Origin of the sequence: Vibrio crassostreae 9ZC13, assembly GCF_000272045.2 — a bacterium.
Taxonomy (GTDB): domain Bacteria; phylum Pseudomonadota; class Gammaproteobacteria; order Enterobacterales; family Vibrionaceae; genus Vibrio; species Vibrio crassostreae_C.
On record NZ_AJYZ02000041.1, the window covers coordinates 200786 to 214520 of the forward strand.

A 13735-nucleotide genomic window follows, 5' to 3' on the forward strand; every position below is an offset into this window, starting at 1 on the left:
AGAGGCTAGATTAATGAACAAAGAAATTTTGGCGGTAGTAGAAGCTGTTTCAAATGAGAAAGCAGTTCCTCGTGAGCGTATTTTTGAAGCGCTTGAAATCGCGCTTGCAACGGCAACAAAAAAGAAAAGCGAACTAGAAATTGAAGTTCGTGTTGAAATTGACCGTAAAACGGGTGATTTCGAAACTTTCCGTCGTTGGGAAGCTGTTGAGGAAGTTGAATTCCCAACAAAAGAAATCTCTATTGAAGCTGCAAAGTACGATGACCCAGAGATCGAACTTGGCGGTTTCATTGAAGATGATATCGAATCAGTAACGTTTGACCGTATTACGACTCAAACGGCTAAGCAAGTTATCGTACAGAAAGTACGTGAAGCTGAACGCGCTCAAATCGTTGAGCAGTTCATCGATAACGAAGGCGAGCTAGTAACTGGCGCAGTTAAGAAAGTTAACCGTGACACTATTATTCTAGACCTAGGTAACAACGCTGAAGCGGTAATCCTTCGTGATGACCAACTTCCTCGTGAAAACTTCCGTCCAGGTGACCGTGTTCGTGGTCTTCTTTACGCAGTTAAACCAGAAGCTCGTGGTTTCCAGCTTTTCGTTACTCGTTCGAAGCCAGAAATGCTAGCTGAACTATTCCGTGTTGAAGTGCCTGAGATTGGTGAAGAGCTAATTGAACTTAAAGGTGCTGCACGTGACGCTGGTTCTCGTGCTAAAATCGCTGTGAAAACAAACGACAAACGTATTGACCCAGTTGGTGCGTGTGTTGGTATGCGTGGCGCACGTGTACAAGCTGTTTCTAACGATCTTGGTGGTGAACGTATCGATATCGTTCTTTGGGATGATAACCCGGCTCAATTCGTAATCAACGCAATGGCTCCTGCTGATGTTGCTTCAATCATCGTTGATGAAGACGCACACTCTATGGATATCGCTGTTGAAGCGGATAACCTAGCACAAGCGATTGGCCGTAGCGGTCAAAACGTACGTCTAGCGTCTCAACTTACTGGTTGGGAACTGAACGTAATGACTGTTGCTGATCTTGAGAAGAAGCACCAAGAAGAAGCAGTTGCCTCTATTGAAAACTTCATGAAGCACCTAGACATTGAAGAAGACTTTGCTCAAATGCTTGTTGAAGAAGGCTTCTCTACGCTTGAAGAAGTAGCATACGTTCCTGTGAACGAGCTTCTTGAAGTAGACGGTCTAGACGAAGGTATCGTTGAAGAACTACGTAACCGCGCAAAAGACGCACTGACTACTCTAGCGCTAGCGAAAGAAGAAACTTTCGACGGTGTTGAGCCTGCTGAAGACTTACTTGCACTTGAAGGTATTGAGCGTGAAATGGCTTACAAGCTAGCAGCAAAAGGCGTTGCGACACTGGAAGACCTAGCTGACCAAGGCGTTGATGAACTAGAAGGCATCGAAGACCTAACTGCAGAGCGTGCAGGCGAGCTAATTATGGCTGCGCGTAACATCTGTTGGTTCGGCGACGAAGAATAATTCAGCAAGGAGAGAAAGCGGTATGACACAATTAACAGTTAAAGCACTGAGTGAAGAGATTGGTACGCCAGTTGACCGCTTAATTGAACAACTTGCTGATGCAGGCATGAAGAAAGCAGGGTCGGATCAAGTGACTGATTCAGAGAAGCAAACATTGCTAACGCACCTTAAAAAGGAGCACGGCGATACTTCAGGCGAAACAGAACCGACTCGTTTAACTCTTCAACGCAAGACCCGCAGCACGCTAAGTGTTGCCGCTGGAGGCGGTAAGAGTAAGGATGTTCAAGTAGAGGTACGTAAAAAGCGTACTTACGTGAAGCGCAGCACTATTGAAGATGAAGCGAAACGTGAAGCTGAGGAAGTAGCTAATCGTGAAGCGGAAGAGAAAGCACAACGCGATGCTGAAGAGCAAGCGAAACGTGATGCTGCAGAGAAAGCACAGCGCGAAGCCGAAGAAAAAGTAACACGTGAAGCGGATGCAAAACGTGAAGCTGAAGAGAAGGCTCAACGCGCACAAGCTGAAAAGGCTAAAAAAGACATGAATTCAAAAAATGCAGACGCTAACGCACAAGCGAAAAAAGAAGCGGATGAACTTAAAGCTCGTCAAGAGCTAGAAGCAACTCGTAAAGCAGAAGCTGAAGCAGCTAAGCTTGTTGAAGAAGCTCGTAAGTTAGCAGAAGAGAACCAAGAACGTTGGTCTGAAGAAGAGAAGAAGAAGAAAGAGCAAGAGAAATCTGCGGATTACCATGTGACTACTTCTACTTACGCTCGTGAAGCTGAAGATGCGGCAGATAAGAAAGATGAGAAAGCACCTCGTCGTCGCAAGAAGAAAGCAGCTCCTGCTAACCAACCTGCAAACAACCGTGGTGGTCGTAACCAACGTGGTCGTGGCGGTAAAGGTAAGCTTGCTAAACCAACTTCAATGCAGCAAGGCTTCGATAAGTCAGCAACTGTTGCTAAATCTGACGTTGCTATCGGCGAAACTATCGTTGTTTCTGAACTGGCTAGCAAAATGTCAGTTAAAGCAACTGAAGTTATCAAAGTAATGATGAAGATGGGCGCTATGGCGACTATCAACCAAGTGATCGACCAAGAAACAGCACAACTTGTTGCTGAAGAAATGGGTCACAAGGTAATCCTACGTAAAGAAAACGAACTTGAAGAAGCAGTACTAGCTGACCGTGATAGCGATGCTATCGCTGAAGGTCGTGCTCCTGTTGTTACTATCATGGGTCACGTTGACCACGGTAAAACTTCAACACTTGATTACATTCGTAAAGCACACGTTGCTTCTGGCGAAGCTGGCGGTATCACGCAGCACATTGGTGCTTACCACGTAGATACTGACAACGGTATGATCACTTTCCTTGATACTCCTGGACACGCGGCGTTTACAGCTATGCGTGCTCGTGGTGCTCAAGCGACAGATATCGTTGTACTTGTAGTTGCAGCAGACGATGGCGTAATGCCACAAACAATCGAAGCAATCCAGCACGCGAAAGCGGCAGGCGTTCCTCTGATTGTTGCTGTGAACAAGATCGATAAAGAGGGTGCAAACCCAGACAACGTTAAGAATGAGCTAGCTCAATACGACGTTATCCCTGAAGAATGGGGCGGTGAGAACATCTTCGTTCACATCTCTGCAAAACAGGGTACAAACATCGATGGTCTTCTAGAAGCAATCCTTCTTCAGTCTGAAGTTCTTGAACTTACAGCGGTTAAAGAAGGCATGGCGTCTGGTGTTGTTGTTGAATCTCGTCTTGATAAAGGTCGCGGTCCAGTTGCAACAGTACTAGTACAGTCTGGTACTCTAAACAAAGGCGATATCGTTCTTTGTGGTCAAGAGTACGGCCGTGTTCGTGCAATGCGTGATGAAAACGGTAAAGACATCGAAACTGCAGGTCCATCTATTCCTGTAGAAATTCTAGGTCTTTCTGGTGTTCCTTCGTCAGGCGATGAAGCGACTGTTGTACGTGATGAGCGTAAAGCACGTGAAGTTGCGAACTACCGTCAAGGTAAATTCCGTGATGTTAAACTAGCTCGCCAACAAAAAGCGAAACTAGAGAACATGTTCGCGAACATGACGGCTGGCGAAGTTGCTGAGCTTAACGTGGTACTTAAAGCTGACGTTCAAGGTTCTGTAGAAGCGATTGCTGACTCTCTACTGAAACTGTCAACTGACGAAGTGAAAGTGAACATCGTAGGTTCTGGTGTTGGTGGTATTACTGAAACTGATGCAACGCTTGCTGCAGCTTCTAACGCTATCATCCTTGGTTTCAACGTTCGTGCTGACGCAACTGCGCGTAACACGGTTCAGAACGAAAACCTAGATCTACGTTACTACTCAATCATTTACCAACTAATTGACGAAGTTAAACAGGCGATGGGCGGTATGCTTGCTCCTGAATTCCGTCAAGAGATCATTGGTCTTGCACAAGTTCGTGACGTATTTAAGTCGCCTAAACTTGGTGCAATCGCTGGTTGTATCGTGACTGAAGGTACGATTAAGCGTAGCAACCCAATCCGCGTACTTCGTGAAAACGTTGTTATCTACGAAGGTGAACTAGAGTCACTTCGTCGCTTTAAAGATGACGTACAAGAAGTTAAGAACGGTTACGAGTGTGGTGTCGGCGTTAAGAACTACAACGACGTTCGCGTTGGTGACCAGATCGAAGTATTCGAAATCGTTGAGGTTAAACGTACTCTAGACTAATCAGTCTGTACGACTCGACATATTGACTAAGGTTACTAACATTACTAGTAAAGGTAATAAGTAATCGGTTGTTGAATACACCATGGGGGGCTGGTAATTACCAAGCCCCCCATCTTTCTAAGTGAGAAAAGAAAATGTCAAAAGAATTTAGCCGCACACAACGTGTGTCTCAGCAGCTTCAAAAAGAGCTTGCTCTTATCCTACAACGTGAAGTTCGTGACTCACGTATTGGTATGGTAACTATCTCAGACGTAGAAGTGTCTCGTGACCTTGCTTACGCAAAAGTGTTCGTGACTTTCCTGTGTGTTGGTGAGCAAACTCCTGAATCATGCCTTAAAGCTCTTAAAGAGCATGAAGTGCCAGTTCGTATGGCTCTTGGTAAGCGTATTCGCCACCGTCTAACGCCTGAGGTTCGTTTTACTTACGACAACACACTAGTAGAAGGCATGCGTATGTCTAACCTAGTAAGTGAAGTTCTGAACGATGATAAGCGTAAGCAAGAAGAAGCTGGCCGCACTGACGAAGCTCAGTCTAAGGGCGAAGAGTAATGGCTCGCCGTCGTAAAGGTCGCCCTATCAACGGGGTAATTCTATTAGATAAGCCGACTGGCATTTCGTCTAATGATGCACTGCAAAAAGTAAAGCGTATTTACTTTGCAGAGAAGGCAGGGCACACCGGTGCTCTGGATCCTCTTGCGACTGGCATGCTGCCAATTTGTCTTGGTGAAGCAACGAAGTTCTCTCAGTTTCTTCTAGATTCTGATAAGCGCTACGTTGTTATCGCTAAGCTTGGTGAGCGTACCAATACCTCTGACTCTGATGGTGAAGTGGTAGAGACACGTGATGTTAACGTGACTCAAGAACAGCTTGAACGTTGCATTGCGAGCTTCAAGGGTGAAACCGATCAGATACCATCAATGTTTTCGGCATTGAAGTATCAAGGTAAGCCTTTGTACGAATACGCACGTGCAGGTATCGAGGTTCCTCGTGAGTCTCGTAAGATCACTGTGTACTCTATTGAACTGCTTCGCTTTGAAGGTGATGAAGTTGAAATGGAAGTGCATTGTTCGAAAGGCACATACATCCGGACAATTACCGACGACCTTGGTGAAATGCTAGGTTGTGGTGCTCACGTGACCATGCTTCGTCGTACAGGTGTCGCAAAGTACCCATACGAGCGTATGGTGACTTTGGAGCAGTTAAACGAGATCCTAGAGCAAGCACAGGCGCAAGAAATTGCACCGAAAGAGCTGCTTGATCCACTGCTGATGCCAATGGACACTGCCGTTGAAGACTTACCAGAAGTAAACCTGAACGCGGAACTGACTGACCTAGTTCAGCACGGTATGCCAGTTCAGGTTGCTGGTGCGCCAACTGAAGGCACGGTTCGTATGACAAGTGGCGAAGAGAAGCTGTTTGTCGGCGTAGCTCAGATTGCTGAAGATGGCCGAGTTGCACCGAAGCGTTTGGTTGTTTTCAGAGATGAAGAGCCACAAGCGTAGCGCTTACATCGGATCTTAGCGCTGAGTCGTGAAAAGTGAGCAAATAAGATAGAAAGCGAACGCCTAATTTAGGTGGTTCGCTTTTTTCGTTTTTAATGGGTTCGATTGTTATTGCACCAACTGACAAACTTCCCTATAATCCTCGGCTCGCGTAGCGGCTGAATCAGAGATTGGCTGCTACAAATATAAACTTACTCTTATCAGGAGAGAATTATGTCTCTGAATGCAGAAACTAAAGCAGCAATCGTTGCAGAATACGCACAATCTGAAGGCGACACAGGTTCACCAGAAGTACAAGTAGCACTACTTACTGCTTCTATCAACCACCTACAAGGTCACTTCAAAGCGCACAAACACGATCACCACAGCCGTCGTGGTCTACTACGTATGGTTTCTAGCCGTCGTAAGCTTCTTGATTACTTGAAAGGCAAAAACCTTGCTCGTTACCAAGACCTAATCAAGCGTCTAGGCCTACGTCGCTAATAGCGATGTCTGCAAAGACAGTTTGAAGAAAAGGAGCATTTATGCTCCTTTTTTTGTGCCTGTAAGAAAATGTTAGGCTGGATGCTCAGAATATCATCTGGCTTTTTCTGATAGGAAATATATCTCCTAATAAAAATAGTTTATACTACGCCCGCCTATAGCGTTTTCAGCGTTTGGCAATCAACCTCTCAAGAGATTACAGTCACAGATGTCGGCCAATAGGTCGCGACTATTCAAAGGCGGATTTGGTCTTAATTCGGCGTATGAACACATACAAAGATTCACCATCCTAAGTCCCTTTTCACTAGTCGCGATTGGTAATGTCTTGAGTCATTATTCACTTAATCTAAAGTCTGACTTTAGAGCTAAGGATATACAATGTTTGAAAAACCAGTTGTAAAATCGTTCCAGTACGGTAACCACACCGTTACTCTAGAAACGGGCGTAATTGCACGTCAAGCTACTGCTGCTGTAATGGCGACTATGGACGATACTTCAGTATTCGTTTCTGTTGTTGCTAAGAAAGAAGCAGTTGCAGGTCAAGACTTCTTCCCACTAACAGTAAACTACCAAGAGCGTACATACGCTGCGGGTAAAATCCCTGGTGGTTTCTTCAAGCGTGAAGGTCGTCCATCTGAAGGCGAAACACTAACAGCTCGTCTGATTGACCGTCCAATTCGTCCACTTTTCCCAAGTGCGTTTAAAAACGAAGTTCAAGTTATCGCTACGGTTGTTTCTATCAACCCTGACGTAAACCCAGACATGATCACTATGATCGCAACATCTGCTGCGCTTGCTATCTCTGGTGCTCCATTCAATGGTCCTATCGGTGCTGCACGTGTTGGTCACATCGACGGCGAACTTGTTCTTAACCCATCAAATACTGAGCTTGAAAACTCTAAACTAGACCTAGTTGTGTCTGGTACAGAAGGCGCAGTACTTATGGTTGAATCTGAAGCAGATAACCTATCTGAAGAAGAAATGCTTTCAGCTGTTGTTTACGGTCACGACCAACAACAAGTTGTAATCAAAGCAATCAACGAGTTTGCTGCTGAAGTTGCAACTCCATCTTGGAACTGGGAAGCACCAGCAGTTAACACTGAGCTTAAAGCTCAAGTTGCTGAACTTGCTGAAACTCGTCTATCTGACGCGTACCAGATCACTGAGAAAATGGCTCGTTACGAGCAAGTTGGCGTAATCAAGAACGACGTTGTTGAAGCTCTAATTGCACAAGACGAAAACCTAGATGAGCGCGAAATCCGCGGCATGCTTGGTTCTCTAGAGAAAAACGTAGTACGTAGCCGCATCATCGCTGGCAACCCACGTATCGATGGCCGTGAAAAAGACATGGTTCGTGCGCTAGACGTACGTACTGGTGTTCTTCCACGTACACACGGTTCTTCTCTATTCACTCGTGGTGAAACTCAAGCACTTGTTACTGCAACGCTTGGCACACAACGTGATGCTCAAATCATCGACAGCCTGATGGGTGAGAAGAAAGACAACTTCCTTCTACACTACAACTTCCCTCCATACTGTGTAGGTGAAACTGGTTTCGTTGGTTCTCCTAAGCGTCGTGAAATTGGTCACGGTAAGCTTGCTAAACGTGGTATCCAAGCAGTAATGCCTTCTGTTGAAGAATTCCCATACACAGTTCGTGTTGTATCGGAAATCACAGAATCTAACGGTTCTTCTTCAATGGCTTCTGTATGTGGTACATCTCTAGCTCTTATGGATGCTGGTGTTCCAATCAAAGCTTCTGTTGCGGGTATCGCAATGGGTCTTGTTAAAGAAGGCGACGATTTCGTTGTTCTTTCTGACATCCTTGGCGACGAAGATCACCTAGGTGACATGGACTTTAAAGTAGCAGGTACTAACGCTGGTATCACTGCACTTCAAATGGACATCAAGATCGAAGGTATCACTAAAGAGATCATGCAAATTGCACTTAACCAAGCGCAAGGTGCACGTAAGCACATCCTTTCTGTAATGGATGAAGCTATCTCTGGTGCTCGTGAAGATATCTCTGAATTCGCTCCACGTATCCACACAATGAAAATCAGCTCTGATAAGATCAAAGATGTTATCGGTAAAGGCGGCGCAGTTATCCGTGCTCTTTGTGAAGAAACTGGTACTACAATCGAAATCGAAGACGATGGCACAATCAAGATTGCTGCTACTGAAGGCGCAGCTGCTAAAGAAGCTATCCGTCGTATCGAAGAGATCACAGCTGAAGTTGAAGTTGGCCGCATTTACCAAGGTAAAGTTGCTCGTCTAGCTGACTTCGGTGCATTCGTTACTATCCTTCCAGGTAAAGATGGTCTAGTACACATCTCTCAAATCGCTGACAAGCGCGTTGAGAAAGTGTCTGACTACCTAACTGAAGGTCAAGAAGTTCCTGTTAAGGTTCTTGAAATTGACCGTCAAGGCCGTGTACGTCTAAGCATGAAAGAAGCAGTTGAAACGCCAGCTGAAGGCGAAGCACCTGCTGCTGAGTAATTCTCAGTGTGTCGATGGTGATATCGCTTTTTAGTGATTTCTAACCTATCGTCAACAAAGCATGTTATAAAGGGGAGCATATCGCTCCCCTTTTTTATTGCGGTCATAACAGGAGTAATTATTTGTGAAATGGTTTCAAACCGCGAGTATGTGTTTACTGCTTGTACTAACAGGTTGTGCGACAACATCAGATAACACCTCAAGTTGGGTTTATCCACCGATGGCTGTGCCACTGCAACCAAGCGTTCAGCAAGAAGTTCAAATTGCACGTCTTAGTCAGTTATTACAGCGCCCAGATTTGAACGATGAAGTTCGAGCTAAGATGCTGTTTGAACGTGGTAACTACTACGACAGTGTTGGCCTGCGTGATCTCGCGCGTCTCGACTTCAACCAATCTCTTTCATTGAACCCTGCTCAACCTGATATCTTCAATCTTTTGGGTGTTTACTTTACGCAGGTAGGGGAGTTTGATGCGGCTTATGAATCTTTTGATTCTACGTTAGAGCTTGATCCTGCAAACTCTTACGCAGAAAGGAACCGCTCTATCGCGCTTTACTATGGCGAGCGTTACGACTTAGCCAATGAAGAGATGATGAAGCACTATGCCGACGATCCTAGCGATCCGTTTCGCGCTCTTTGGTTGTATATTATTCAGCATGAGCTAACGCCAGAGCAAGCTAAGCTTGATTTACAAAAACGTTACGAGAGTCGCGATGAGCAGTGGGGTTGGGTATTAGTCGCGATTATGCTTGATGACATTACTGAAGAGCAGGCTTTCAAGGCGATCTTAACCGGTACTCGTGACAACACGTTACTTGCGCAGCGTCTAACAGAGACGTACTTCTACCTTGCTAAGCGTTACCATATGAATGGTGATTACGCGAATGCTATCTCTTTGTACAAGTTAGCGGTTTCTTTTAACGTGTATGAATACGTAGAACATCGTTACTCTTTCTTAGAGTTAAGCCGTATCTTCACCACACTTAAAGCTGAGCACTTAGCGCAAGTTAAGCTGGCTGAGGCCGAAGAAGAAGCCAACGCTAAGTAAGCAACACATTTTGATTCCGAAAAGCCGCTGTCTGTCAGCGGTTTTTTTATGCTCCTTTTTTATGATCTTCATCTCGTTTTGATTGCTTTTTATTTAAACAACACTAAAATAGTTAGTCTTGCTAACTAAATGCCATTCTTTGATTAGGTGAGTATGCTGAACCAGAATTTAGAAAAGATTGAGCGCTTCGCCTCTAAGATATGGCGCACTCAGGTAAATGAAGATCCTATTTGCCAATTGAGCTTCAATGAATATGACTATTTGAAGGTCATTCAAGCCTCTCCTGAACCGATCCGATTGACAGATCTGGCGATTGAAATGCAAGTAACCAAGCCTTCAGCAACTACTATGGTTCAAAGGTTAGAGAGAAAAGGTCTCGTTGAGCGTAAAGCTTCGCTCGAAGATGCGAGGTCTAAGTTGGTCGTACTGACCAGCAAAGCGGAAGTCGGCTTGGAAGAAGAAAGTAAGATCTATCAGGTCATGGCACAGATACTGGAAAGCCGTTTGTCTGAGCAAGAATCTCAGCAGTTAAACCTATTATTAAATAAAGCTTTAAAGTAAATAATTTAGATATTTAGTTAGCCTTGTTAACTAATTTTTCGAGTCATATCTTGTTGATATGCGACTCACAAATGAAAGTAGAGTAAGAAATGAGTAACTCAATTAGTCGTCAATTTTGGCGATACACAATCCCTACCGTGGCGGCCATGTTGGTTAATGGCCTGTACCAAGTGGTGGATGGCATCTTCATTGGCCGCTATGTGGGGGCTGATGGACTTGCAGGTATCAATGTTGCGTGGCCTGTGATTGGTTCGATTCTTGGTATTGGTATGTTGGTGGGTGTGGGCACAGGTGCGCTTGTCTCGATTCGCCAAGGTGAAAAAGATACTCAAGGCGCTAAGCAGATCTTAGCAACGGGCTTAACCTTGTTGTTAGCGATAACGCCTATTGTCTCTGCATTGCTGTTCTTGTTTGCTGATAACTTCTTGCTTTGGCAGGGCGCTGAAGGGCGAGTGTATGAACTTGGTCTGCAGTACTTACACATTCTGATTGGTGCTAGTGTCTTCACGCTAGGTTCGATCGCGATGCCGTTTCTACTGCGTAACGATGACAGTCCGAACTTAGCGACGATACTGATGATCGTTGGTGCGGTGATTAATATCGTGCTCGATTACCTGTTTATCGCTCTCTATGGCTGGGAGTTGATGGGTGCAGCATTAGCAACAGCGATTGCCCAGTTTGTAGTAACGGCTCTCGGCTTGGCTTACTTCTTCTCGCGTCGAGCAAACCTACGTTTACGTTGGAATGAGTTGAGATTGAAGCTGGATGTGATTCCACAAATCTTCGCCATTGGTACATCAAGCTTCTTTATGTACGCTTATGGTTCGATGATGGTGGCGTTGCACAATGCGTTGTTCTCTCAATATGGCGACCAGTTGATGATCGGTGCTTACGCGATTTTGGGCTACATCGTGACGGTTTATTATCTCACGGCTGAAGGTATCGCCAACGGCATGCAACCATTGGTGAGCTACAACCATGGTGCGCGTAACCAAGCAAACATCCGCAAGCTACTTAAGATTGCGATGATGAGTTCGGTATTGATTGGTGTGGCGTTCGTGCTGCTTCTCAATGCGTTCCCACGTGAGTTTGTATCAGTATTTAACTCAGACGAACCTCAGTTGGTTGAGTACACCGTGTTGGGTATTCGCCTTCACATGTTTGCACTGGCGCTGGATGGCTTCTTGGTAGTCGCAGCTGCTTACTATCAAGCGGTGAACAAGGGCAGCAAGGCGATGTTTGTGACTATAGGTAATATGCTTATCCAACTACCGTTCTTGTACATTATGCCTAAGTTGTATGGTGTGCCGGGGATCTGGATTGCGTACCCACTGTCTAACATCGCGCTAAGTGTGGTGGTGATGGTGATGCTCTACAAAGATATAAAGAAGCTCGATGCCTCACCGATGGAAACCGCGGCGGCATAGGTCGCGTTTCTTAAGTCGAATAAAATAGGTCTAGCGAATGCTAGACCTTTTTTGTATTTGTTACTGGTTAGTCCAATGCGAGGAACTAGATGTTCTTAACGTCTAAACCTGCAAGCTGATGCCAATACCCATTACATTGGCGGCTTTCAATTTTCATCGGTTTTTGACCTTGCTCGTTTGCTCTGAAGTTGTTGATTTCAGAGAAGGTATCGATACCGAGTGGGCTTAAACGAACCACATCAACCAGGTCGTGCATGTTTGGCAAATCATTGACTAGGTTGTAGCAGTAGCCTGATTGCGTCTGGATACCATTAAGGTTGAATACTGATTGGCCTTCTTGGCTTTCTACTTGTAGCCCTGTTGGGTACTTGATACAGCAGGTTTCGCAATCGTCTTTAGCTTTGTTTTCCGCGCGAGCGGTAAAGCAGCGTGCTGAGTAAGCAAGCGGCAGGTAGCCGTGGCTAAACACTTCAACTTCGAACTTGTTACGAATATTTAGCTCTTCGCACTGGGTCATTACGTTGCTTAGCCATTCGCGAGAAAGCTCAACCGGCATACACCAACGCGTCATGCCTTGTTTCAAGAATAGGTTCAGGGTGCGTGCGTTGTAGGTGTTTACTGCCGGGCCAACCACGAAAGGTACTTTGCTTTCGCTGGCCAGTTGAATAGCAGACACATCATTGGCTTCGATCGCAAAGTCACCGTTATCGATGTACTTCTTCATGATGTTGACTTCGCTTGGTGCTTCTAGCAATGCCATGGTGGAAAGTACGACTTGCTTACCTGAAGCCGACAGCTCTTTAGCAATGTCCATCCAGTGTTTCGCTTTCATCTCACGACGCTTTGAACACACCGCTTCACCTAGGTAGATGATATCGGCTGAGCTTGATTTCGCTTGCTCATAGAAGCTTTCAACGTCTTGTTTTGGCCAAAAATAAAGTAGAGGGCCTAATGCGTATTTCATTGAGTTCTCCATTTGGCTCTATTGCCATTTACGGTGATAAGCGCCAAGCGTGGTTTGTGTACCTTCCGATACATTCGCCAGTGTCGCATTCCAAGCTTGTTCCACTTGGTATTGTTCTGGGTTCGCTAAGTAGCGATCGATAGCTGCACGCCACGTACGAGTGACTTGTTCAACATAAGCCGGGCTGCGTTGGCGACCTTCAATCTTCACTGAGGCAACGTTCGCCGCGAAAAGCTCAGGCAACATGGATAGCGTGTTGAGGCTGGTTGGCTCTTCAAGTGCGTGATAGCGCTTACGTTCACCATCGATATCTGCTTCAAAGCGGCCTTTACACAGCGTTGGGTAACCTGCGTTTTCACCTGCTTCATATTTATCGATAAGGATTTCGTTCAAGCGAGATTCGAGGCCAGTTTCTGTTTCTTGCCAGCGAACGTATTTCGCCGGAGAACAAGCACCAACAGTATTTGGTGATTCGCCTGTCATGTATGAAGAGAGGTAGCAACGGCCTTCTGCCATGATGCACAAGCTACCAAAAGCGAATACTTCAAGGTCAACGTCAGAAGTGATGTTACGAGAAAGCTGTTTGACCTGATGAATCGACAACACACGCGGTAGTACGACACGCTTAACGTTGAAGTTTTTATGGTAGAAGTCGATAGCCGCCGCATTGGTCGCAGATGCTTGCACTGATAGGTGCAGTTCTAGATCTGGATACTTATTTGCAGCGTACTCAAGCACCGCGATGTCTGCGATGATCAGCGCATCAACACCCAGAGCAGCGGCGTTGTCTACGGCATTAGTCCAACGGTCGAAGCCATTTGGGTGAGCAAACGTATTTAGGGCAACATGAATTTTCTTGTTGTGGTCATGCACATACTGCACAGCACGATCGAGCTTTTTACCCGCAAAGTTTAGGCCTGCAAAGTGTCGGGCATTGGTATCGTCTTTGAATCCGATATAGACAGCATCCGCACCACAATCAATAGCGGTTTTCAAAGCAGGTAAGTTACCCGCTGGGCATAAGAGTTCCATTTGCTC

The 13735-nt window shown here is 45.6% G+C and carries 11 protein-coding genes; 9 read left to right on the top strand and 2 right to left on the bottom strand.

Features of this window, described 5'->3' with window-relative positions:
• Window positions 1-13: 13 nt before the first annotated feature.
• From nusA to A136_RS15395, 9 genes are all read left to right on the top strand, one after another.
• Complete coding sequence (gene nusA / locus A136_RS15355) at window positions 14-1501, top strand: transcription termination factor NusA (protein WP_017063277.1); 1488 nt, start codon at window positions 14-16, stop codon at window positions 1499-1501.
• A 22-nt stretch (window positions 1502-1523) separates the two neighbouring features.
• Window positions 1524-4214: a translation initiation factor IF-2 gene (gene infB, locus A136_RS15360; RefSeq protein ID WP_017059231.1), complete on the top strand. Its 2691-nt coding sequence runs from the start codon at window positions 1524-1526 to the stop codon at window positions 4212-4214.
• 134 nt (window positions 4215-4348) lie between these two features.
• Entirely contained in the window at window positions 4349-4762 is a 414-nt protein-coding gene (rbfA, locus tag A136_RS15365) for a 30S ribosome-binding factor RbfA (protein WP_017059232.1), read from the top strand.
• A complete protein-coding gene (gene truB / locus A136_RS15370) occupies window positions 4762-5715 on the top strand; it encodes a tRNA pseudouridine(55) synthase TruB (RefSeq protein ID WP_017059233.1) in 954 nt (317 codons plus the stop codon). The genes rbfA and truB overlap by 1 nt, the downstream gene beginning before the upstream one ends.
• Window positions 5716-5928: 213 nt before the next feature.
• Window positions 5929-6198: a 30S ribosomal protein S15 gene (gene rpsO, locus A136_RS15375; RefSeq protein ID WP_010436144.1), complete on the top strand. Its 270-nt coding sequence runs from the start codon at window positions 5929-5931 to the stop codon at window positions 6196-6198.
• Between the two features lie 378 nt (window positions 6199-6576).
• Complete coding sequence (gene pnp / locus A136_RS15380) at window positions 6577-8697, top strand: polyribonucleotide nucleotidyltransferase (protein ID WP_017059234.1); 2121 nt, start codon at window positions 6577-6579, stop codon at window positions 8695-8697.
• A 124-nt stretch (window positions 8698-8821) separates the two neighbouring features.
• Window positions 8822-9745: a lipoprotein NlpI gene (gene nlpI, locus A136_RS15385; RefSeq protein ID WP_017059235.1), complete on the top strand. Its 924-nt coding sequence runs from the start codon at window positions 8822-8824 to the stop codon at window positions 9743-9745.
• A 153-nt stretch (window positions 9746-9898) separates the two neighbouring features.
• Complete coding sequence (locus A136_RS15390; protein WP_017056675.1) at window positions 9899-10306, top strand: MarR family winged helix-turn-helix transcriptional regulator; 408 nt, start codon at window positions 9899-9901, stop codon at window positions 10304-10306.
• 89 nt (window positions 10307-10395) lie between these two features.
• Window positions 10396-11733: an MATE family efflux transporter gene (locus tag A136_RS15395; protein ID WP_017063278.1), complete on the top strand. Its 1338-nt coding sequence runs from the start codon at window positions 10396-10398 to the stop codon at window positions 11731-11733.
• Between the two features lie 85 nt (window positions 11734-11818).
• On the opposite strand, the gene A136_RS15400 is transcribed toward A136_RS15395, so the two are convergent.
• Both A136_RS15400 and ubiU read right to left on the bottom strand, forming a co-directional pair.
• Window positions 11819-12697 (bottom strand): U32 family peptidase, encoded by an 879-nt coding sequence (locus A136_RS15400; RefSeq protein WP_017059237.1) that lies wholly within the window; start codon window positions 12695-12697, stop codon window positions 11819-11821.
• An 18-nt stretch (window positions 12698-12715) separates the two neighbouring features.
• Window positions 12716-13729, bottom strand: a complete 1014-nt coding sequence (gene ubiU / locus A136_RS15405; protein WP_017059238.1) for a ubiquinone anaerobic biosynthesis protein UbiU — start codon at window positions 13727-13729, stop codon at window positions 12716-12718.
• Between the last annotated feature and the right edge of the window lie 6 nt (window positions 13730-13735).

Bases quoted from the DNA above. Each gene is read 5' to 3' on its own strand.
- A136_RS15395 (WP_017063278.1), top strand. From the start codon at position 10,396: ATGAGTAACTCAATTAGTCGTCAATTTTGGCGATACACAATCCCTACC.
- infB (WP_017059231.1), top strand. From the start codon at position 1,524: ATGACACAATTAACAGTTAAAGCACTGAGTGAAGAGATTGGTACGCCA.
- A136_RS15400 (WP_017059237.1), bottom strand. From the start codon at position 12,697: ATGAAATACGCATTAGGCCCTCTACTTTATTTTTGGCCAAAACAAGAC.
- truB (WP_017059233.1), top strand. From the start codon at position 4,762: ATGGCTCGCCGTCGTAAAGGTCGCCCTATCAACGGGGTAATTCTATTA.
- A136_RS15390 (WP_017056675.1), top strand. From the start codon at position 9,899: ATGCTGAACCAGAATTTAGAAAAGATTGAGCGCTTCGCCTCTAAGATA.
- rbfA (WP_017059232.1), top strand. From the start codon at position 4,349: ATGTCAAAAGAATTTAGCCGCACACAACGTGTGTCTCAGCAGCTTCAA.
- nusA (WP_017063277.1), top strand. From the start codon at position 14: ATGAACAAAGAAATTTTGGCGGTAGTAGAAGCTGTTTCAAATGAGAAA.
- rpsO (WP_010436144.1), top strand. From the start codon at position 5,929: ATGTCTCTGAATGCAGAAACTAAAGCAGCAATCGTTGCAGAATACGCA.
- ubiU (WP_017059238.1), bottom strand. From the start codon at position 13,729: ATGGAACTCTTATGCCCAGCGGGTAACTTACCTGCTTTGAAAACCGCT.
- pnp (WP_017059234.1), top strand. From the start codon at position 6,577: ATGTTTGAAAAACCAGTTGTAAAATCGTTCCAGTACGGTAACCACACC.